22 protein-coding genes are annotated in these 20,586 nt (G+C 65.8%); 11 read left to right on the top strand and 11 right to left on the bottom strand.

The genetic code is table 11. The annotated features are described in order from the left end of the window. Positions 1 to 16 precede the first annotated feature (16 nt). The 5 genes from B0I08_RS04635 (at position 17) to B0I08_RS04615 (ending at position 5,111) form a co-directional block, all read left to right on the top strand. Positions 17 to 1,330, top strand: a complete 1,314-nt coding sequence (locus tag B0I08_RS04635) for an ABC transporter substrate-binding protein (protein WP_106210323.1) — start codon at positions 17 to 19, stop codon at positions 1,328 to 1,330. Between the two features lie 64 nt (positions 1,331 to 1,394). Then, positions 1,395 to 2,336, top strand: coding sequence for a carbohydrate ABC transporter permease (locus B0I08_RS04630; protein ID WP_245884534.1), 942 nt, complete (start codon positions 1,395 to 1,397; stop codon positions 2,334 to 2,336). After that, on the top strand, positions 2,333 to 3,181 hold the full coding sequence (locus tag B0I08_RS04625; RefSeq protein WP_106210321.1) for a carbohydrate ABC transporter permease: 849 nt from the start codon (positions 2,333 to 2,335) through the stop codon (positions 3,179 to 3,181). Before B0I08_RS04630 ends, B0I08_RS04625 begins: the two co-directional genes overlap by 4 nt. A 10-nt stretch (positions 3,182 to 3,191) precedes the next feature. Beyond that, entirely contained in the window at positions 3,192 to 4,322 is a 1,131-nt protein-coding gene (locus B0I08_RS04620) for a LacI family DNA-binding transcriptional regulator (protein ID WP_245884532.1), read from the top strand. A gap of 72 nt (positions 4,323 to 4,394) precedes the next feature. Further along, the gene (locus tag B0I08_RS04615) at positions 4,395 to 5,111 is read left to right on the top strand and encodes a DedA family protein (protein ID WP_106210319.1); all 717 of its coding nucleotides are present in this window, start codon (positions 4,395 to 4,397) and stop codon (positions 5,109 to 5,111) included. Between the two features lie 18 nt (positions 5,112 to 5,129). Here B0I08_RS04615 and B0I08_RS04610 read toward each other — a convergent pair whose 3' ends face one another. The 3 genes from B0I08_RS04610 to B0I08_RS04600 all read right to left on the bottom strand — a co-directional run bounded on the left by B0I08_RS04610 (position 5,130) and on the right by B0I08_RS04600 (position 7,511). Further along, positions 5,130 to 5,675: a HEAT repeat domain-containing protein gene (locus tag B0I08_RS04610; RefSeq protein WP_245884530.1), complete on the bottom strand. Its 546-nt coding sequence runs from the start codon at positions 5,673 to 5,675 to the stop codon at positions 5,130 to 5,132. 54 nt (positions 5,676 to 5,729) lie between these two features. After that, a complete protein-coding gene (locus tag B0I08_RS04605; protein ID WP_106210315.1) occupies positions 5,730 to 6,443 on the bottom strand; it encodes an ABC transporter permease in 714 nt (237 codons plus the stop codon). Between the two features lie 120 nt (positions 6,444 to 6,563). Beyond that, complete coding sequence (locus B0I08_RS04600; RefSeq protein WP_106210804.1) at positions 6,564 to 7,511, bottom strand: ABC transporter ATP-binding protein; 948 nt, start codon at positions 7,509 to 7,511, stop codon at positions 6,564 to 6,566. A gap of 130 nt (positions 7,512 to 7,641) precedes the next feature. Between B0I08_RS04600 and B0I08_RS04595 the strand changes: the two genes are divergently transcribed. Both B0I08_RS04595 and B0I08_RS04590 read left to right on the top strand, forming a co-directional pair. Then, entirely contained in the window at positions 7,642 to 8,823 is a 1,182-nt protein-coding gene (locus tag B0I08_RS04595; RefSeq protein WP_146134315.1) for a sensor histidine kinase, read from the top strand. Beyond that, a complete protein-coding gene (locus tag B0I08_RS04590; protein ID WP_106210311.1) occupies positions 8,820 to 9,446 on the top strand; it encodes a response regulator transcription factor in 627 nt (208 codons plus the stop codon). Before B0I08_RS04595 ends, B0I08_RS04590 begins: the two co-directional genes overlap by 4 nt. Here the strand turns inward: B0I08_RS04590 and B0I08_RS04585 are convergent, their stop codons facing one another. Continuing rightward, a complete protein-coding gene (locus tag B0I08_RS04585) occupies positions 9,447 to 10,154 on the bottom strand; it encodes a metal-dependent transcriptional regulator (RefSeq protein WP_106210309.1) in 708 nt (235 codons plus the stop codon). Between the two features lie 22 nt (positions 10,155 to 10,176). Further along, positions 10,177 to 11,412 (bottom strand): Nramp family divalent metal transporter, encoded by a 1,236-nt coding sequence (locus tag B0I08_RS04580; protein WP_181243219.1) that lies wholly within the window; start codon positions 11,410 to 11,412, stop codon positions 10,177 to 10,179. A gap of 88 nt (positions 11,413 to 11,500) precedes the next feature. Between B0I08_RS04580 and B0I08_RS04575 the strand changes: the two genes are divergently transcribed. Beyond that, on the top strand, positions 11,501 to 12,457 hold the full coding sequence (locus tag B0I08_RS04575) for an L-lactate dehydrogenase (protein ID WP_106210305.1): 957 nt from the start codon (positions 11,501 to 11,503) through the stop codon (positions 12,455 to 12,457). A 50-nt stretch (positions 12,458 to 12,507) separates the two neighbouring features. On the opposite strand, the gene rdgB is transcribed toward B0I08_RS04575, so the two are convergent. From rdgB to murI, 3 genes are read right to left on the bottom strand one after another with little or no spacing between them, the layout of a single operon-like run. Next, complete coding sequence (rdgB, locus tag B0I08_RS04570) at positions 12,508 to 13,095, bottom strand: RdgB/HAM1 family non-canonical purine NTP pyrophosphatase (RefSeq protein WP_106210302.1); 588 nt, start codon at positions 13,093 to 13,095, stop codon at positions 12,508 to 12,510. Beyond that, positions 13,089 to 13,814, bottom strand: a complete 726-nt coding sequence (gene rph, locus B0I08_RS04565; protein ID WP_106210300.1) for a ribonuclease PH — start codon at positions 13,812 to 13,814, stop codon at positions 13,089 to 13,091. The genes rdgB and rph overlap by 7 nt, the downstream gene beginning before the upstream one ends. Then, positions 13,811 to 14,686, bottom strand: coding sequence for a glutamate racemase (gene murI / locus B0I08_RS04560; RefSeq protein WP_106210298.1), 876 nt, complete (start codon positions 14,684 to 14,686; stop codon positions 13,811 to 13,813). The genes rph and murI overlap by 4 nt, the downstream gene beginning before the upstream one ends. A gap of 76 nt (positions 14,687 to 14,762) precedes the next feature. Between murI and B0I08_RS04555 the strand changes: the two genes are divergently transcribed. Next, on the top strand, positions 14,763 to 16,058 hold the full coding sequence (locus B0I08_RS04555) for a nicotinate phosphoribosyltransferase (protein WP_106210296.1): 1,296 nt from the start codon (positions 14,763 to 14,765) through the stop codon (positions 16,056 to 16,058). Positions 16,059 to 16,124: 66 nt separating this feature from the next. Here the strand turns inward: B0I08_RS04555 and B0I08_RS04550 are convergent, their stop codons facing one another. The 3 genes from B0I08_RS04550 to B0I08_RS04540 are packed head-to-tail and all read right to left on the bottom strand — an operon-like array spanning position 16,125 to position 18,809. Next, positions 16,125 to 16,385 carry a DUF3039 domain-containing protein gene (locus B0I08_RS04550; RefSeq protein ID WP_106210294.1) on the bottom strand — a complete coding sequence of 87 codons (261 nt, stop codon included), beginning with the start codon at positions 16,383 to 16,385 and terminating at the stop codon, positions 16,125 to 16,127. Positions 16,386 to 16,389: 4 nt separating this feature from the next. After that, positions 16,390 to 17,973 (bottom strand): ABC transporter permease, encoded by a 1,584-nt coding sequence (locus tag B0I08_RS04545; protein ID WP_106210292.1) that lies wholly within the window; start codon positions 17,971 to 17,973, stop codon positions 16,390 to 16,392. After that, positions 17,949 to 18,809, bottom strand: a complete 861-nt coding sequence (locus B0I08_RS04540; RefSeq protein ID WP_245884528.1) for an ABC transporter ATP-binding protein — start codon at positions 18,807 to 18,809, stop codon at positions 17,949 to 17,951. The genes B0I08_RS04545 and B0I08_RS04540 overlap by 25 nt, the downstream gene beginning before the upstream one ends. A 203-nt stretch (positions 18,810 to 19,012) precedes the next feature. Between B0I08_RS04540 and B0I08_RS04535 the strand changes: the two genes are divergently transcribed. Together B0I08_RS04535 and B0I08_RS04530 are read left to right on the top strand one after the other, a co-directional pair. After that, a complete protein-coding gene (locus B0I08_RS04535) occupies positions 19,013 to 19,705 on the top strand; it encodes a phosphocholine cytidylyltransferase family protein (RefSeq protein ID WP_106210290.1) in 693 nt (230 codons plus the stop codon). Between the two features lie 62 nt (positions 19,706 to 19,767). Continuing rightward, the gene (locus tag B0I08_RS04530; RefSeq protein ID WP_106210288.1) at positions 19,768 to 20,565 is read left to right on the top strand and encodes an ABC transporter permease; all 798 of its coding nucleotides are present in this window, start codon (positions 19,768 to 19,770) and stop codon (positions 20,563 to 20,565) included. The last annotated feature ends 21 nt before the right edge of the window (positions 20,566 to 20,586 follow it).

Below are 20,586 nucleotides of genomic sequence, written 5' to 3'. Positions count from 1 at the left end.
AAGAGTGAGACGTTCAATGAAGAAAAATCTCCTGAGCGCCGCGGTTATTGCCGCGACCAGCGCACTGCTGCTCGCCGGCTGCAGCGACCCCGGCGCCGGCGGAACATCGGCTGATCCGGCGTCGTGGCCCGACCAAGACACCGATCTGTCGGGCACCAGCCTGACGATCTGGGCAGCCCAGAACTCTAACACTGTGCCCGACAGCGTCATCGCCGGTTTTGAGGATCTGACCGGTGCAGAAGTGACCGTCGAGACCATCCCCGATCCCTATGAACAGGGCATCCAAACCAAGGTCGCGACCGGGGATATGCCCGACCTGGCGTTCTGGCAGCCGACGGCGTCGCAGCTCACGGCGCTCAACGCCGGCACAAACCTGCAAAGCCTCGACGACGCGCCCTGGCTCGAGAACGTTGACCCCGCACTGCGGGACATCACCGGACTGCTCGACGACACCCGCTATGCGGCCCTGGTTTCCACTCCGGCAGTGCAGGGCGTCTACTACAACAAGGATGTTTTTACGGCGAACGGGGTTACTGAGCTGCCCACCGATTGGGAATCCTTCATCGAGCTGGGCCGACAGCTCGACTCGGCCGGGGTCACGCCGTTTTACGAGATGGGCGCCGACCGCTGGGGCACGCAGTGGTGGGTGCAGGTGCAACTCGCAGATGCCGCGGCCGACGGGCTGTGGGACCGGGTCAACGCTGGGGACGAAAAATTCACCGACCCCACCATCCAGGGTGCTATCGATACCTACGCGAGCCTGATCGATGAGGGCCTTTTCAACGACGATATCAAGACCGCAACGTTCGAAGACCAGGGCGCGGCGCTTCTGGCTGGCGACGCGGCGATGGTGGTGCAGGTCAACTCATTTTTTGGCCAGCTGCAGTCGTTGTCCGACACCGAAACCCTGAACGACACGATTGGATTTTTTCCCATCGCACCGTCGGGCAACATCGGATCCTTCATCCCTGACCAGAGCAACGCCCTCGTTGCCTTCGCCACGGGAGATGCCGAGAAAGAGGCGGCCTCGCGTCAGCTGTTGAGCTACTGGCTGGGAGACGGCTACGCCGACTTCGTTGAGACGCAGGACACCATCTCGCTTCAGCCTTCCGTGCCCACGCCCGACACGGTGCCCACCGCGCTCGTCTCGGTCAGTGAGTCGATCGGCACGTCGGTGGGTTCGATGCAGGCCCTGGCGATCGCCAACCCGGACCTGTACATCTTCCTCGCCGACATGATCCAGGGCACAAAAACTCCTGCCGAGGTCGCGCAGGCCACGCAAGACCAGTTTGCGCAACTCGCTAAGGCTCAGGGAGCCGACGGCTTCTAACCCCTCGGGTGGGCGCCAGAGCAATCTGACGCCCACCCTACGAGCACGAAAGGTCGCCGACGCAGTGTCAACCAACCGGGCCCTCGCTTCGCCCAAAATCCTTCGCGGTGCGCTGTCGCCGCGGGGCAGCTCCCGTTCCTCCGCGCGTTCTGACCATCCGGCCCTGTTCCTAATCCCGGCGCTGGTTGTGCTTGTGGTGTTCTTTTTTGTCCCCACCATTTTCAACTTCGTCTACGCCTTCACCGATTGGTCGAGTTTCAAGTCGGACATCGGGTTTGTCGGCTTCGAGAACTTCGCGGACCTGTTCCAGAGCGGCACACTGCTCAACGCGCTGAAGGTCACACTGGTCTACGCGGTGCTCGTGGCCGTGTTCCAGAACGTATTCGGCCTGCTGCTCGCGCTCCTGCTCGAGCGGGACACCCGCATCAATCGGTTTGCCCGCGTGATGTTTTTTATCCCGGTGGTGATGTCCGCTCTCGCCGTTGGCTACATTTTTCAGGCGCTGCTCAAGCCAGACGGAGCACTCAACGGCATTCTCAGCACGCTCACCGGCACTACGGTATCCACCGCATGGTTGGGCGACACCACCTGGACCATCGTTGTGGTGGCACTGGTGCACTCGTGGAAGTGGATGGGGCTGTCCATGCTCATCTACCTCGCCGGGCTCAAAACAATTAGCGACGACGTGCTCGAGGCTGCGCGCCTCGACGGGGCGTCGTGGCTCACCACGTTCCGGTCAATCCGTTTCCCTCTGATCGCGCCCGCTCTGACCTTCAACGTTGCGACCGCCCTGCTCGGCTCGATGAACGGTTTTGACATCGTGCAGGCGACGACCGAGGGTGGGCCAGGAGGCACCACCGAGCTGCTCAACATCTTCATTTTCCGCACCTTTGGGCAGGGCCTGTTCGCCCAGGCAACGACGATGAGCCTCGTGCTGTTTGTGATGGTCGCCGTTCTTGCCTTCCCCGTCATCCGCATCCTGCGCAAGAGAGAAGACGTCTTATGAGTGCCGCCACAACGCCGCGGTCGAACTTTCGTCCCCGCCGGTTTATTCAGCCCATCGGCGCGCTCGCCAGTGTTGCGATCCTCCTCGGTGTGCCCTTCTGGCTGGTAATCTCGACCGCGGGCAAGAATCAGGCAGAGGCCCTCGACCCCAGCCTGTCGGCTCCCAGTCAGTGGCAGCTGTGGGAGAACTTCGCCAACGTCTTCACCGACGGTCGGATGCTTCCGGCGTTTTTTGGGAGCCTGCTGGTGATGGTGCCCGCGGTGTTTGGCGTTCTGGTGCTCGGCTCGCTGGCATCATGGATCCTTGCACGTCGCTCCGGCCGTGGTTTCGCGATCCTGTATGCCCTCGCCATCAGCGGCATTGTCCTTCCGCCTGCAGTTGTCACGGTAGTTCTACTGCTGCGCCAGCTCGGACTCGCGGGCACCGCAGTGGGGATGATCGGTGTGTACATGGGGATGTACCTCTCAACGGTGATCTTTTTTGTCACCGGCTTTGTGCGCACCATTCCCTCAGAGTTGGAGGAGGCGGCTCGTGTCGATGGCGCGCGCCCGTTCACCGTCTTCTGGCGCATCATCCTGCCTCTGCTGACCCCCGTGCTTGCAACGGCGACGATCCTCATTTGCCTTTACATCTGGAACGACGTATTCTACGCCCTGTTCGTGCTCGGCGGGCGCCTCGACACCCTGCCGCTCAACCTCTACCAGGTTGCAAGCGCCGGGCTGTACCTGCAGAACTGGCACCTAATTTTCTCGTACATCATTTTGATGAGCCTCCCCCTGCTTCTGGTCTTCGTCTTCGCGCAACGCAAGATCATCTCCGGAATCACCAGCGGCGCCGTCAAATAGCCGGTGCCGCGTGACCACCACTGATGCTGTATCGAAGGACCCTGATTCCACGCCAGAATGGCTTACGTCGCACATTCGCGATGGACGTGGACGGAAACGAGGCGCGAAGATCAACGACCGCCAGCAACGCCCACCCGTCATAGCCGACGTCGCCCGCCTTGCGGGCGTGTCGGTGCCGACGGTGTCGCGCGTGCTCACCGGGGCAGCGCGAGTGACACCAGACAAACGTGAACGCGTCCTGGCTGCCATCGCAGAGTTGAACTACCGCCCCAGCCCCACCGCTCGACTGCTTGTCACCCGGCGCTCCCGGATCATCGCGGTGATCGCCGGGCAGACCTCCCAATACGGTTACGCCGAAACGATCCGCGGAATCGAGGAAGCGGCCCGCGCAGACGGCTACACCGTCACCATCACCGTGGTCGAATCTGCCGACGAGGAGTCCGTGGACCGTGCGGTCTCCCACCTTCTCGACCAGCGCGCCGACGGGATCGCGGTTCTGAAGTTCGATCCTCCCGGTGTCGCGGCTCTCAACAAGCTGCCCGCGAATGTTCCGGTCGTTGCCATCTCGGGTGTCCGTGGTAAATCGGTACCCCAGGCCGTGCTCGATGAAACACACGCCGCAGAGTCGCTCACCAATTACCTTCTCGACCTCGGCCACAAGACAGTGCACCACGTGCGTGTTCCGCCTTCCCGCCGGGAGGACGGACGCACAACGGGGTGGCGTCGCGCGCTCAAAACCTCCGGCATCGTCGACGTCCCTGCTCCGTTCGAGGCCACGTGGCACCCCGAATCGGGTCGTCTCATCGGGCGTGAGATTGCGCAAGACCCTTCGGTGACGGCCGTGTTCTGCGGCAACGACGAGATCGCAATGGGTGTGATCAAGGGTCTTACCGAAAGTGGACGCCGGGTTCCGGAAGACGTCAGTGTGGTCGGCTTCGATGACCACCCGCTCGCCCGGCTCTGGACGCCCGCGATCACCACGGTCGACCAGAACTTCGTCGAGCTGGGCAAACGCGCGTTCGGCCTGCTGCGCACGGCGATGGCCGGCGAGTCAGGACCTAAATTTTCGTCCGCGTTGCCCGAACTGGTTATTCGCGAGAGTGCGGCACCCCCCGGAGAATCCGTCGCCTCCAGCGAGTAACCTGACAGGTAGCGCAATTCGGACGATCGCCCTAGCGACCGCCCGTGGCAACCTACAACTGGAGTGTCCTCCGTGGTCCCGACCGCACTGATTCCCTGGCTCGATCCCGAGACCCTGATATCCGGATTCGGTGCGTTCGCGCTTCTCGGAGTCTGCTTCGTCGTGTTCGCCGAAACCGGCCTGCTCATCGGATTTCTGCTGCCCGGCGACACCCTGTTGATCATCACCGGGCTACTCACCTTCACCGGGGTCATCGCCCTCGACATCTGGTGGGTCGCGCTCGCCATTGGCTTCGCCGCCTTCCTAGGCGGCGAGGTCGGCTACCTCATCGGCCACAAGGCTGGACCGAGAATCTTCGAGCGCCGGGAGACCGGGTTGTTCTCGGTGGAGAACGTGCAGCGCACCAATGGCTTCTTCGAACGCTTCGGCGGTGCCGCGGTCATCCTCGCCCGCTTCGTTCCCATCGTGCGCACCTTCGCACCGGTCGCCGCGGGCGTCGGCCACATGAACTACAAGAAGTACTCGCTGTACAACCTCATCGGGGCCCTTGTCTGGGGCGCGGGACTGACCACGGTGGGATACCTGCTGGGATACATCCCGCCGCTGGCGAATTTCGTCACCAACTACATCGACCTGATCCTGCTCGGCGCCATCGTGCTCACGCTGCTGCCGACGGGGTACCACTACATCCAGTCGTCGCGAAAGGCGAAGCGCAACCGCGCCAACCCCGTGCCGGCGGAAGACCTCGCGCTGTCGCCCAAGGACTTCGACCAGGACCTGACCGACTAAACGCCGTTCAGCGTCGAACTACTCGATCGGGCGGCCGAACCGGTCCTTGATCGACTGCAGGGCCTCACCGGCGGGGCGACGAACCTCGATCTCGGAGTCCTTCAGGAGCTTCTTGATGGATGCCGCGTGCTCGAAGTCACCGATCTTGCCGAGCGCCCGGGCGGCCGCAGCACGAACCCGCGGAACCTCATCCTCGAGCATCGGCAGCAGCATGTCGGCGTAGGGCAACTCGCGGGTGAAGACCACACGTGCGCACATCTCGCGCACCCGCCAGGCCTGGTTGGTCAGGCCGGCCTTGATGGCGATGCCGGCGGAGTCGTGCCAGACGTAGAGGAGCGCACGCGCGCCCCAGAGTTCGGGCCAGTAGAGCGCGGGCGCTCCGTCGAGGATGCCCTGCGCGTGGGTTCCACCGACGGACAGCAGGAAGTCCTCCCCCGCGTTCGCGCCACCGAGCAGTGCCGCGGCGCGATCGACCGTCTCGCGCTCCCCGTAGGTCTGTACGGCGGCGGCCATACGGTCGGAAGGAGAGGCTTCAACGGGCACGGGGGTTTTATCTGCAGGCATCCGACCAATCTACGCCGTGCCCGGCCGCCTGACGAGCAGACGGTGTCGCTGGGATCAGGCGCGGGGCTCCCAACGAAACATCCGCCGGGCAAAATACAGCGCGATTGCTACCCACACCAGGCTGGGCACCACGAGTTGCAGCAGGTTCGCGGTGCCGCCCACCCAGGAGGTCGAGATCAGCTCGGCAATGCCGCCGCCGGGCAGCAGCCGCTTCACCCAGGGCAACTCCTCCGTGCCGGTGTACATCGTCCAGTAGGCGGCGCCCAGGGTGAGGAAGAAGAGCGGCAGGGTGGTCACCTGGGCGTGCTCGGGCGAGTTGGTGACCCCGGCCGTGGCGAGCGCGAAGCCCACGAACATCGCCTCGGCCAGCAACACCGCGAGCACCAACAGCAACCCGTTTTCGGGAGCGGAGGTGGTGAACGACAGCACGCTGAGCACCAGAGCGATCTGGATGACGCTGACGAGAATGATCGGCACGACGAGGCCGGTGAGGATGGAGGTGTCGGAGACCGTCCCGCTCCGCAGCCGCTTGAGCATCAGCGTCTGCCTGCGCGCGGCGAGCGTGGTGGTTGCCGTGACGTACACGCCCATCGCGATCATGATCATGACCTGCAGGGTCGCGATGACGGAAGCAGCGCCGGCGCTCTCCCCGCCGGGCTTGGCGATCAGCAGGAACGCGCCGAAGGCGAGCGGGATCAGGATGGCGCAGGCGGCGACGAGCCGATTGCGCAGCAACATTTTCAGTTCTGCGGTGGCGATGGACAGCATGAGGGTCTCCCGGGGTGATTCGTGCAAGTAAGTGAGTGGGGGTGTGTCGGGTCGTATCGGGGCGGGCGGGGCGGGGCGTGTCGGGTCGGGCGGGGCGTGTCAGGGCGCGGCACGGCGCGGTCAGCCCGCGGCGGCGAGCCCGCGGAACACGTCCTCGAGGCTCGACGAGGTGGCACTGAGCCGCTCGAGGGTGTGCCCGTGCTCGTCGGCCCAGCGCAACAGCACGAACAGGTCGCCCTGCAGGTCGCGCGTCTCGATGACCGACAGCTGGTTGGTGACGTGGGTGACCGGCAGCGGCAGCGAAACGCCCGAGGGAGCGATGCAGGAGATGCGGGATGCCTCGCCCGCCACCAATTGCTGCAGGGTACCTTCCCGGGTGAGCGTCCCCCGGTGCATCAGGCCAATGCGGTCGGCATACTTTTGCGCCTCCTCGAGGTAGTGCGTGGTGAGGATGATGGTTGCCCCGTTTGCGCGCAGGTCGGCGACCACGTCCCAGAGCCGATCGCGGGCCGCGGGGTCGAGCCCCGTGGTCGGCTCGTCGAGGAAGAGCAGCTCTGGAGATCCCCAGATGGCGCTGCAGAAGTCCACCCGCCGCTTCTCGCCGCCGGAGAGCTGGGCCATCCTGGTGTCTTTCTTGGTGCCCAGATCAAGCAGCTCGACCAGCCGCAGAGCGTCATCCTGCCGACCGGACAGGCTGCCCGCGAGACGCACGCTCTCCAGCACCGTGAGGTCTGCGGCAAACCCGGACTCCTGCAGCATGATCCCGATGCGCGGACGCACGGCGGGGCGGTCGGTTGGCGAGTCGCCAAACACGGTGACCGTGCCGGAGCTGGCGCTGCGGTGCCCCTCGACCGTTTCGAGGGTGGTGGTTTTTCCCGCGCCGTTGGTGCCGAGCAGGGCGTACAGCTCTCCCCGCTGGACGCTGAAGGTCAGATTTTTGACCGCGTCGAAGGGGGTGCGTCCGCCGTAGGTGCAGGTCAGGTCGTTGACGGCGACAACCGTGTCTGTGCCCGTGCTCCGGTCGGCCGCGGTGTGGACATTCTCTGGGTGTGGGCCTGTTGTGGTCATGCGTCCACTCTGGCTGGGCGCGCAGGCACCCAGTAGTGCCAGCGCACGCCGATTCGATGTGACAGATGTCACAGCGGGGCGTGACATCAGACGGTGCCCCATCGTGACGGTTACTGGCAGGGTTGTCTCTGTGATCTCCACCGGTTCGTCCTCGCCCACCGCGGCATCACCCTCCGCCGCATCGCCCACCGCGGCATCGCCCACGGTTCCACCGCCCGCCTTGCCACCCGCGGCCAACGGGGCGAACGCGGCGCGTGCGATGTCCCGCATGCGTCGGTACACCACGGTGTCGATGGCCTTTGTCGCGGTGGGTTACGCGCTCATCGCGCTCAGCCAGGTCACGCATGAGTGGCTGATCGTCGGAGTTATCGCGGCGACCATCCCGGTGACCGCCCTGGTCTGCTTCTGGGAGCGCCGCGCCCCGATCTGGCTTGCCATCCTCGCGACGGCTCTCAGCTCCGTCGTGTGGTGGGCGACGGTGGCACTGCAGGAGCTCGGCGTCACCTCGCTTTTGCTCGGCATGGCCGTCGGGGTGCTCCTGACCCAAACCGCCAAGGTCAATCCGTTTCTTCTCCTCGCGGGCCTGGGCTTTGTTGTCGCGCCGGTGGGGATCGCGGCGCTGGTGCGGCCGGAGCAGGACTGGACGGCGTATCTGCTCACCGCATCCGTCGCCTACGCGGTGGCGGTGGGTCTCTTCCTGCTCAACCGCTACACCTGGAACCGGTACCTCGAGATCGACGCCGCCCGACGCACGGGCGCCGAACTCGCCGTCGCGCAGGAACGCTATCGTTTTGCCGCCGACCTGCACGACATCCAGGGCCACACCCTGCACGTGCTCCGGCTGAAGACCCAGCTCGCCGACAAGCTCATCGACCGCGATCCCGCCGCCGCCCACGCCCATCTGGCGGAAGCGCAGGCGCTCATCTCCGAAACCCTCGCCAACACGCGCAGTCTCGCCTTCGGCGAGCGCCACCTGGTGGTCGCGACCGAACTGGCCAACGCGCAGGAGCTGTTCGCCGCGGCAGGCATCCGGTGCACGGTCGAGGGTTCGATGCCCGCCACCCCGAACGACGAGCTGTTTGCCCTCGTGGTGCGGGAGGCGACGACCAACATTCTCCGGCATGCCCAGGCGCAGGAGGTCACCGTGCGTCTCGGCGAGGGATCGTTGGTCATCACCAACGACGGCAGCCCCGAACCGCCTCGTCCCCGCAGCGGGCTCGCGCGCCTGGCCGAGCGATTTATCGCCGCGGGTGGCACCCTGCAGAGCGGCAGCGCGTCCGGCGTGTTCACGACCGCGGCGACGATTTCATGACCGAAAACTCGTTCACGACCGAAATCACGATCCTCCTGGCTGACGACGAGAATCTGCTGCGCGGAGCCCTTGCGGCGCTCCTCGACCTCGAGGACAACATCCGGGTCGTCGCCCAGGCAGACAACGGCGTCGATGCGGTGCGCCTGGCGCTAGCGGTGCGGCCGGACGTGGTGCTCCTCGACCTCGAGATGCCCGGGCTAGACGGCATCGACGCGGCGAGCGCGATCCTGGCCGAGCGCCCCAACCAGGCCATCATCCTGCTCACCCGGCACGGACGAGCCGGGGTGCTGCGCCGGGCCCTCAAGGCGGGGGTGCGCGGGTTCCTCGGCAAGACCGTCGATCCGGAACGCCTCGCGCAGGTCATCGCGGACGTGCACGCCGGACGACGCTACATCGACTCCGAAATTTCGACCGCGGCGATGATGGATGACTGCCCGCTCAGTGATCGGGAACTCGATGTGCTGCGCCTCACAGCCGAGGGCTTCGCGGTGCGCGAGATGGGCGCGCGGCTGCACCTGGCCTCCGGCACCGTGCGCAACTACCTGTCGTCGGCCATGCAGAAGACCGGCACCGCCTCGCGGCACGAGGCGGCCCGGTCGGCGGGCCAGCGCGGGTGGCTCTGACTACTCGGCTTGCCCGACGCTGACCCAGATCGACGCAAGCGCCTGCTCGCCGAGGTCCCGCTCCCCCTCGTTCTGCTCGCCCTCGTTCTGCTCGCCGAGATCGCCGCGGCCGACCCGCACCACAAAGGACCCGCCGAAGGGCTTGCGTCCGAGCACGGTCAGCTCGCTGTCGAGGGTGATCGCCTCCGCCGCGAGGTGGCGCAGCAGAGTGGGGTCGCTGTCACTGATGCGCACCACCCGCGCGGTGACACCCTCCGTGGCATCCCGCAACAACACCGCCCTGGGCTGCACGATCGTGCCCTCGCGCGACGGGATCGGGTCGCCATGCGGGTCTCGCACCGGGTGGCCGAGTTGGTCGTCGATCGCGTCGAGGAGGCGGTCGCTCAACGAATGCTCGAGAACCTCGGCCTCGTCGTGCACCTCGTCCCAGCCGTATCCGTACTGGCGCACCAGCCAGGTCTCGATCAGCCGGTGGCGGCGCAACATCCGCAGTGCCAACGTGGTTCCCGGAACGGTGAGCGTGACGGCGCCATACGGAACGTGCGTGACCAGGCCCTGCGCACCCAGCTTTTTGACCATTTCTGTGACGGATGATGCGGCGAGGCCGAGACGTGCCGCGAGAGCCGAAGTAGTGATCGGCACGTTTTGCCACTCGGTGTGGTTGTAGATGACCTTGACGTAGTCCTCCACGGCAGTCTGCGACTTCACGGTGGGCCTCCTCGGAAACGGGTTACGGACTCGCGATGGTCAGCACGATGAGAGCGATGTTCAGGCCGACCACCAGCACGACGACGACCGCGAGGGCGATGCGCACCATCGGACCGTTCACCGATTCTCCCATCACCGTCGCGTCGTTCGTGAGGCGCATCAACGGGATCAGCGCGAACGGGATGCCGAAGCTCAACAGAACCTGGCTGAACACGAGCGCCGCGGTGGGGTCAACGCCCGCGCCGAGGATGAACAGCGCGGGAATCAGGGTGACCACGCGGCGCACAAAGATGGGAATCCGTTTGTGCAGCAGGCCCTCCATGATCGTCGCGCCGGCGTAGCTTCCGACGGCTGTCGACGCGAGCCCGGAGGCAAGCAGCCCGATTGCAAAAATCAGCGCGATGCCCGATCCCAGCGCTGCGGCAATCGCGGCGTGGGCGCCTTCGATGGTGTCGGTTCCGGCCACGCCGCGCAGGTTCACGGCCGCGAGCAGCAGCATTCCCATGTTCACGACGCCGGCGATGCCCAGAGCGACGATGACGTCCCATTTGGTCGCCCGCAGCAACCGGGCGGTGTCGGCGGGGCCGTCGGCCCGGCCATGTCGGTCCCGGGCGAGCGCCGAGTGCACGTAGATGGCGTGCGGCATCACGGTGGCACCGAGCATGCCGGCGGCCAGCATGACCGAATCGGTGCCATCGAACCGCGGCACCAGGCCCTCGGCGAACGCTTCGCCGTCCGGCGGATTCACGACGAGGCCCGCGAGGAAGCCGACGGCGATGATCGCCAGCAGACCGATAATCACCGACTCGAACGGACGTTGACCGTAGCGGTTCTGCAGCCCGAGCAGTCCCATCGAGATCGCCCCCACGATGACGCCGCCGAGAAGTAGCGGCAGGTCGAACAGCAGCGCGAGCGCGATCGCACCACCGATCACCTCGGCGAGGTCGGTCGCCACCGCGACGAGCTCGGCCTGCACCCAGTAGGCACGTCGCGTCGCGGGCCGTAGGCGTTCGCCCAACAGCTCCGGCATCGTGCGTCCGGAGACCAGACCCAGCTTCGCCGATTGGTACTGCACGAGCGCCGCCATCAGGTTCGCGGCAACGAGGACCCACACGAGCAGGTACCCGTATCGCGCACCGCCGGTCAGGTTGGCCGCAACATTTCCCGGGTCCACGTACGCGATCGCGGCCACGAACGCGGGACCGAGAAGCAGGATCGCCCGGGGACTTCGGATAGCAGTGGTTCGAGATTTCGGCATACCGAAATAGTAGGCCATACGGAGGCGAGCGGAGTACGCGACGGTGACGCGTGTGGCGCGCGACCGCGCTTTACGCCACGCTGGGCAGATGAGTAACAGTGAACGATCGAAATTGTCCATCGTCGGTGCCGGCGCGGTGGGCACCTCCCTCGCCTACGCTGCACTCATCCGCGAATCTGCCCGCGAGATTGCGCTCTATGACATTCAGAAGGCGAAGGTGGATGCCGAGGTGCTCGACCTCGCGCACGGAACCCAGTTCACCGGCTCCTCCCGGATCATCGGCGGCGACGACCTCGACGTCGTGACCGGCTCAGACGTCGTGATCATCACCGCGGGCGCAAAGCAGCATCCCGGCCAGTCGCGGCTCGACCTCGCCGCGGTCAACGTGGGCATCCTGCGCGGCCTGATGCCGGGGCTGGTGGAACGGGCCCCGGACGCCGTTTACATTCTGGTGACGAACCCCTGCGACATCCTCGCTGTCGCCGCCCAGAAATTCAGCGGGCTACCGAGCGCCCGGGTATTTGCCTCGGGCACCGTGCTCGACTCGTCCCGCCTGCGCTGGTTGCTCGCCGAGCGCACCGGTGTGTCCACCTCGAGCGTGCACGCGATGATCGTGGGCGAGCACGGCGACTCGGAGTTCGCGCTCTGGTCGCAAGCGCGCATCGGTCCCGTTCCGATCCAGAGCTGGCGCCCGGTCGACCGCGCTCCCGTGTCGGCCGACGAGCTGGACAGCATCGCCGAGGACGTGAAGACCGCCGCCTATCGGGTGATCGAGGGAAAGGGTGCGACCAACTACGCGATCGGCCTCTCGGGCGCCCGGATCGCGGAGGCGGTGCTCCGCGACGAGGGAGCGATCCTGCCGGTGAGCTCCGTGCTCGACGGCTACCACGGCATCAGCGGTGTCGCCCTGGCCGTGCCGAGCATCGTCGACGCGTCCGGGGTGTCCGCCCTGATCGACGTGCCGTTCTCAGAGCAGGAGGAGCGGCAGCTGCAGGATTCGGCACGCACCCTGCACGAGGAGCTGGCCAAGCTCGGCCTGGGCTGAGCGCTCCCGGTCGCCTCAGCCCAGCCCCAGCCCAGCCCAGCCTCAGCACGCTAGAGCAGCGCCTCGCGCACAAACGGCAATAGCTGCGTGAACGCGAGGGTGCGATGGCTGACCGCATTCTTCTCGGCGGCGGAAAGTTCGGCAGCACTGACATCCACCCCATCGGGGAGAAAAATCGGGTCGTAGCCGAACCCGCCGACTCCCGCGCGTTCCGGCAGCACCGCGCCGGGCCAGGTGGCGACCTCGACGTGCTCCAGATCGCCTGAGACGAACGCGGCGGCGCAGGTGAAGTGCGCGGAGCGGTCGACTCCTTCCCCGAGGGAGGCAAGATTGGCGAGCAGGAGGTCAAGGTTCTCGGCGTCGTCGCGGTTTCCGGCGTAGCGTGCCGAGTGGATGCCGGGCGCACCGCCGAGCGCGTCGACCGAGATGCCGGAATCATCCGCGATCGCCGGCAGGCCCGTGAACGCGGCGGCAGCACGCGCCTTGATGAGGGCGTTCGCCGCGAAGGTATCCCCGTCTTCGACGGGTTCGGGTCCGTCGTAGCCGATCAGCTCAATGCCCCCGAGTCGGTCGCCGAGAATCGTGCGAAGCTCGTTGACCTTGTGCGCGTTGTGCGTTGCCAGGACGAGTTTCACGATCCCAGCGCGACCTTCTGGATCTCGGTCAGGGTGACGCCGCCGCCGAGCGCCAGGTCGAGCAGCTTGTCGAGTTCGGCACGGTCGAACGGAGCACCCTCAGCGGTGCCCTGCACCTCGACGAAGGCGCCGCGGCCGGTGACCACCACGTTCATGTCGGTTTCGGCGCGCACGTCTTCGACATAGGCGAGGTCGAGCATGGGCACACCGTCGATGATGCCGACCGACACGGCCGCGACACTGTCGGTCAGCGGCTGCGCCTTCTGGCCGATGAATTTCTGGTCGCGGGCCCACTCGATGGCGTCGGCGAGCGCCACGTAAGCGCCGGTGATCGCGGCGGTGCGGGTTCCGCCGTCGGCCTGGAGCACGTCACAGTCGATGACAATGGTGTTCTCGCCGAGCGCCTTCGTGTCGATGACCGCGCGCAGGCTGCGGCCGATCAGCCGGGAGATCTCGTGGGTGCGGCCCCCGATCTTGCCCTTGACGCTCTCGCGGTCCATGCGCGAGTTCGTCGAGCGCGGCAGCATCGAGTATTCGGCCGTGACCCACCCCTTGCCCTGGCCCTTGAGCCAGCGCGGCACCCCGTTGGTGAACGTCGCGGTGCACAGCACCTTGGTGTTGCCGAACGAAATCAACGCCGAGCCCTCCGCCTGGGTGCTCCAGCCTCGCTCGATCGTGATTTCGCGAAGCTCGTTCTCGGCGCGGCCGTCGGTGCGGGTCATGCGATCTCTTCTCGTTGCTCGTGCTGGGGTGGATTCTGGGCAATTCTCGGCAGGGGGATGGTGCCGGTGGCGACGAGATCGACGGTCGTGACCTCGGGCCCGAGGAAGCGGCTAGCGAGACGCAAAAACTCGGTCTGGCTGCCGCCGGTCGCCTCGAAGGTGTAGGTCGGGGCGCCGGGGGCGGTGCGCTCCAGCTCGTGCTTGACGAGCATGCGGTACACGTCGTACGCGGTTTCCTCCGCGCTCGAGACCAGCGTCACGTCTTCGCCCATCACGTACTGGATCGCGCCCGCCAGCAGCGGGTAGTGGGTGCAGCCGAGCACCACCGTGTCGACGTTCGCCTCCTTGAGTGGGCGCAGGTATTCCTCGGCCACCGCGAACAGCTCAGGACCGCTGGTGATCCCGGCCTCTACGAACTCGACGAAGCGGGGGCAGGCCTGGGTGAAGATTTTCAGGTCGGATGCCGCGATGAAGGCGTCTTCGTAGGCGTGCGAGCGCACGGTCCCGGCAGTACCGACGACGCCGATGCGTTTGTTGCGGGTCTGGCGCACGGCCGCGCGCACGGCGGGGTGGATCACTTCGACAACCGGGATGCCGCGTCCCTCGGTGTAGCGCTCCCGGGCATCACGAAGCATGGCAGACGACGCGGTGTTGCAGGCGATCACAAGCAGCTTCACTCCATGGTCAACCAGATCGTCGAGCACGGCGAGCGCGTATTCCCGCACCTTCGCGATGGGCTTCGGGCCGTACGGGGAGTGCGCGGTGTCACCAACGTAGAGCAGGGACTCCCGCGGCAGCTGGTCGATGATCGCGCGGGCCACGGTCAGCCCGCCGACTCCGCTGTCGAAGACTCCGATCGGTGCGTTCGTCACGGGAATCGAGTTTATCCCCGTCTGACGGGGCGCTCGCGCCGTCACGCGGGTCACCGGCTCACTCTAGGCTGGGACGATGACGAGCGCGCTTCTGACGGACCGTTACGAACTCACCATGATCGACGCGGCGATCGGCAGTGGGCACCACGACCTGCAGTGCCTGTTCGAAGTGTTCGCGCGGCGCCTTCCCGACGGCCGTCGGTACGGCATCGTGGCGGGCACCGGTCGGCTGCTCGATCTCATCGCGCAGTTCCGGTTTGAGGACGCCGAACTCAGCTGGCTTCGCGAGAATCGCGTGGTCAGTGACCCCACCCTCGACTGGCTCGCCAACTACCGTTTCTCTGGCAGCATCTCCGGTTACAGCGAGGGCGAGGTGTACTTTCCGAACTCCCCCATTCTCACCGTCGAGGGCGGCTTCGCGGAGTCGGTCATCCTCGAAACGCTGATCCTCTCCGTGCTCAACTACGACAGCGCGGTCGCCAGTGCCGCCAGCCGAATGGTGTCTGCGGCCGACGGAAGGCCGCTCGCAGAGATGGGGTCACGGCGCGCCAACGAATCGGCCGCCGTTGCGGCAGCCCGCGCCGCCTTCATCGGCGGCTTCAACGCCACCAGCAACCTGGAGGCGGGCAGAAGCTGGGGCATTCCGACAATGGGTACCGCAGCGCACGCGTTCACGCTGCTGCACTCTTCCGAAGAGGAAGCGTTCCGGGCGCAGGTGGCCGCAATGGGCACGGGAACGACGCTGCTCGTCGACACCTACGACGTCGAGGCCGCGGTCGACCTCGCGGTGAAGGTTGCCGGCACGGGCCTCGGTGCGGTGCGCATCGACAGCGGCGACCTGCCCGTTCTGGTGCGGGAGGTGCGGGACCAGCTGGACCGGCTCGGGGCGACGAAGACCAAGATCACGGTGACCAACGATCTGAACGAGTACACGATCGCGGCGCTGCGCGCGGCACCGGTCGATTCTTACGGAGTGGGCACGTCGGTGGTCACCGGCTCCGGCTTTCCCGCCGCGAACATGGTCTACAAGCTGGTCGCCCGCCGCGACAGCGCCGACCAGTGGGTGGCGGTGGCCAAAAAGTCCACGGCGAAGGCGACCGTCGGTGGCGAGAAGACACCGGCGCGTTCGCTCGAGCGCGGCGTCGCCACGGCGGAGACCATCTACCTGGGTGATCCATCCGGCGCAGCCGAAGAGGGCCGTCAGCTCCGGGTGTCGCTCATGGTCGGAGGCGTCGCCGACGAGCGCTTCCTCGGCGCCGCGGGCACGGCGCTCGCACGCGCCACCCGCGAGCGAGCGATCTCCGAGATGCCCGTCGACGCGTTGCGGCTGAGCAACGGCGAGCCGGCCATCCCGACCGTCTACCGTTCGTAACGGACTACCGCTCGTGGCGGACTTGGGTCCGCAGCGGACTGTCGTTCGTAGTGGTCGTGGTCGAAACTACGGCTTGAGCTTCGCGTAAACCTCTTTGCAGGTGGGGCACACGGGAAACTTCTCCGGGTCGCGCCCGGGTACCCACAGCTTGCCGCAGAGGGCGCGCACGGGCTTGCCGGACAGTGCCGACTCCATGATTTTGTTCTTCGGGGCGTAGTGCGAGAATCGCTCGTGGTCGCCCTCTTCAACCTGCTCGCTATTGAGCAGCTCCTCGAGTTCGCGGTCAAGCGTGGACGTTCCGCCGCCGGTGTGATCGGTATCGCTCATGGATCTAGTTTCGCACGCTGAAGGCGAACAGGTCGGTGGAGCGGCGCTCGAATATCCAGCCGCCCAAAAACACCCCCACGAGCAGAACGAAAAGTCCGCCGCCGATGCCCGTGCTCAGCGCCAGGGAGGGCCAGTCGCCACCCTCGAAAAGCCCCCGTCCCGCGAAGTACAACGCCGGCCCGCACAACGCGAGAATGGCCGCAAAGGACAGGGTCTGGGAAACCGGTGAGGACGAGCCCGATGTCTGGGGGCTGGTGAACGCGCTCGAGCCGGGGGCGGCAACGGGGTAGGGGAACCGGGCGGAAACGATGCTCGACACCCCCACTCCCGTGAACAGGATGCCGAATCCAACCCCGAACAGGGACGGGAGCACGGACCGGTCGCCGTACACGTGTGCGCTCGCCAGAGCGCCCACCGCGATGAACGGAATCCCCACCACCAGGGTCGGGATCGCACGACCGAACCGGTCGGCCGCGCCCCGAATACCCGAGGTGATGTGCAGCCAGATCGCGGTGTTGTCGTAGGCAACGTCGTTGTGGAGGGTCCAGCCCAGAAGCAGCGCGGCTACGGGCACCGGGATCAGGGCGAGGATGCCCGCGGGCACTCCGGCGAACAGGAGCGGCAACACCAAAACGACGGGCACGATCGGGATGATGGCCAGGGACACCGCATACCGCGGATCCCGGCCCCAATAGCTCAGTGTGCGCGCAGCGACCGCCCATGCGGGAGTTCCCGGAAAACGGCCAAACCAGCCCAGACCGTGTCTCGGCCTGCCGGCGACCGTGCCGGGTGCGGTGACGAGCATCCGAGCGACCAGCGCGTGCCAGGCCGCGCCGAGCAGCGCGACCGAGACGAGTGCGATGAGCAGTTTGGCGACCGCTTCACCGGTGCTTCCTGCCGCCGCCGCGGCGGGGGCGGCCCAGGCGGCGCCGAGCGGAGTCCATCCGAGCACCGAAGACGCCTCCGTGAGGAGGTCCGCGAGATCGCGGGTCGAGCGCAGTCGCACCACGGCGACGACGACGGGCGAGACGGCGACGAGGACCACCAGCACGGCGAGAGTGCTGAACTCCCGGGATCGTCTGCGGGCGACGACGAACGACACGAGGGCGCTCACGACACGCGCGCCGAGCACTCCCCCGACGGTGATGAGCAGCGCGCCGGCAACCGCAAAGAAGGTCGTGGAGGCGGAACCGGTCGACTCGCGGTTCCAGGTGGCGACCTGGGCGAACGCGACAATGGCGAGCGCGAGCGCGGGCACGCTGACGAGCGCGGCGAGAGCGAGCCCCGGCGACAGTCGTTTCGCATCAACGCCCATCAGGGAGAAGGAACGCGGATCGAGCGCCTCCGGCCGGCCGTAGACCACCGGCGTCAGCACAAAGCCGGCGCACACGGCCGAACCGAGGACGGTGAGGATGGGCGCAGCGACATCCACCCCCACCGCGTTTAAATTGCCCATGTAGATGGCCAGCGCCACGGCCACCGCGAGACCAATCACGACGGCGGCCGCTCGCCGGGCGAGTTGCGCGGGGGTACGACGGAGTGCATTGCTCGCGAAGGAGAGCCTCAGTCGGAGAAGTTGTGCAACCATTCCAGGCCCTCCGCCTTATTGGCGCCGCCGGCGAGCTGCACGAAGCGTTCTTCGAGCGTGCGTCCCTGTCGAACCTGCTCGACGGTTCCCGTGTCGAGCACCGCGCCGTTCACCACAACGGCCACGTCGTCACAAATGCGCTCGATGAGGTCCATGCTGTGGCTCGACAACACCACCGTTCCCCCCGCGCCCACGTAGCGGCGAAGAATGTCGATAATGTTCGCGGAAGAGACGGGATCGACCGATTCGAAGGGCTCGTCGAGCACCAGCAGGCGCGGGGAGTGGATCATCGCCGCCGCGAGAGCGATCTTTTTCGTCATTCCCGCCGAGTAATCGCTCACCAGACGATCAAGGGCATCGTCGAGGGCGAACGCGCGGGCGAGGTCCGCGGTGCGCGCGACAACGGCGGCACGGCTCAGGCCACGCAGGGTTCCCGAGTAAAAGAGCAGCTGCGCCCCGGTGAGGCGATCGAACAGGCGCAGACGATCGGGCAGCACACCCATGTTGCGTTTGGCGACCGCGGGTTTCGCCCAGACGTCGGCGCCGTGCACAATCACCCGGCCGTCATCGGGCTTGAGCAGGCCGGTAACCATCGACAGGGTCGTGGTTTTGCCCGCGCCGTTGGGACCAACGATGCCGAAGATGGTTCCGGCGTGTACAGAGAGGTCAATTCCGGCGACGGCGGTTGTCGCGCCAAAACGCTTCACCAAGCCTTCGATTTTCAGCACCACGGGAGGGCGCTCCGGGCTTTCCCCCACGAGTGGATCCGAAGAAAGAGAAGGCGAGGTCGGGATGATCCGTGCCGTCGGTATTGGGTTGAAGGTATCGGAGTCCACGCAATAACCGTATCAATGTCCAAAATTCTGTCAGCCCGATAGGATCACGAATGGGCTACAAGGTAACGGGAGGGGTGTGCGTTTCCGGAGGGCATGGCTAAGCTGTGCAAAGCACAACGGAGTGTCCAGACGTAGAGGCCTACGGTGAATATCAGGTGAATTCCCCCGAATTGACCGCCGAGGCGAAGAGCAGGAGACGAATCGTGAGCACGCAGATAGTAATTCTGGCAGCCGGAATGGGCAGCCGCCTTGGCCGCACCCTTCCGAAGCCCCTGACCGAGCTGAGCGACGGTCGCAGCATCATGCAGCAGCAGTTCGACAACATCCACCATGCCTTCGGACCCCAGGCGAACGTCACCATCGTGGTTGGCTACAAGTCCGAACACATCATCGAAGCCTTCCCGAGCGCACAGTTCGTGTTCAACGAGGAATACGACCAGACGAACACCTCGAAGTCCCTCATGCGGGCGCTGCAGGCGTCAGCGCCCGGCGGAGTGCTGTGGATGAACGGTGACGTTGTGTTCGACCCGGCCGCGCTCGTTCGCGCTGCCAAGGTCGTCGCCCGGGACCAGTCCTTTGTGTCGATCAACACCGAGAAGGTGTCCGACGAAGAGGTCAAGTACACGACCGACGCCGAGGGCTACATCAAGGAACTGTCGAAGACGGTCAAGGGTGGGCTCGGCGAGGCAGTCGGCATCAACTACATCGCGCGCAAAGACAAAGCGGTGCTGCTGCGTCAGCTCAGGCGGGTCGCCGATCAGGACTACTTCGAGCGTGGCATAGAGTTGGCAATTGAGCAGGACAAACTGCGCATTGAGCCGGTGGATATCTCCGACCTCTATGCCGTCGAGATTGACTTCGCCGAAGACCTCGAGAGGGCCAACCTCTTCGTCTGATCTTCGATCCCGTGAGGCGTCTCGCGCGCCACGAGGTTGACCCACCCCAGAGTGAGGAACCCGTGACCGCCGCAGTACCAGCGCGACACGAGTGGTCGACATTTGGCCGCTACCGCCACTCCCTGTGGCTTCTGACGTCCCGAGACCTCAAGGTTCGCTACTCGACGTCGGCTCTCGGCTACTTCTGGTCGATCCTCGACCCGCTGGTGATGGCAACCATTTACTGGTTCGTTTTCACGCAGGTGTTCAACAGGGGTGTCGGTCACGAACCGTACATGGTGTTCCTGCTGACCGGGTTGCTGCCGTGGATGTGGTTCACCGGCGCCGTGTCCGACACCACTCGCGCGTTCCTCAAAGAATCGAAGCTGATTCGCTCCACCAAGATCCCCCGCACCATCTGGGTATTGCGTCTCGTGCTCTCCAAGGGCATCGAGTTCGTGGCCAGCATCCCGGTGGTCGCAGCCTTCGCCATCATCGCCGGCGCCACGCTGCACTGGGAGGTCATCTACTCGCTCCTGGCGATCGTGATGCAAACCGTTCTGATCACGGGCATCGGCTTCATCGTCGCCCCGCTTGTCGTATTTTTCCGCGACCTGGAACGCGCCGTGAAACTCACGCTGAGGTTTATGTTCTACGCCTCCCCCATCATCTACAGCCTCCAGGACCTGCCGGGCGACCTGCATGTGTGGGGCGCGTTCAACCCGCTCAGCGGCATCTTCTCGCTCTACCGGGCGAGCTTCTTCCCCCAGGATCTCGACTGGTTCGCCGTGGGTGTGTCAGCGGCGATCAGTCTCGTCTTACTGCTGGTGGGCGTCCTGGTCTTTAGGCACAACGAGCGCGCCGTGCTGAAGGGCATCTGATCGTGGCCAGCAACACCCCCG

The sequence above is a fragment of the Glaciihabitans tibetensis genome (assembly GCF_003003265.1).
In the GTDB taxonomy this organism is placed as follows: domain Bacteria; phylum Actinomycetota; class Actinomycetes; order Actinomycetales; family Microbacteriaceae; genus Glaciihabitans; species Glaciihabitans tibetensis.
The sequence above is the reverse complement of the archived record's forward strand: the minus strand, read 5'-3'. Positions and strand labels throughout refer to the sequence as shown.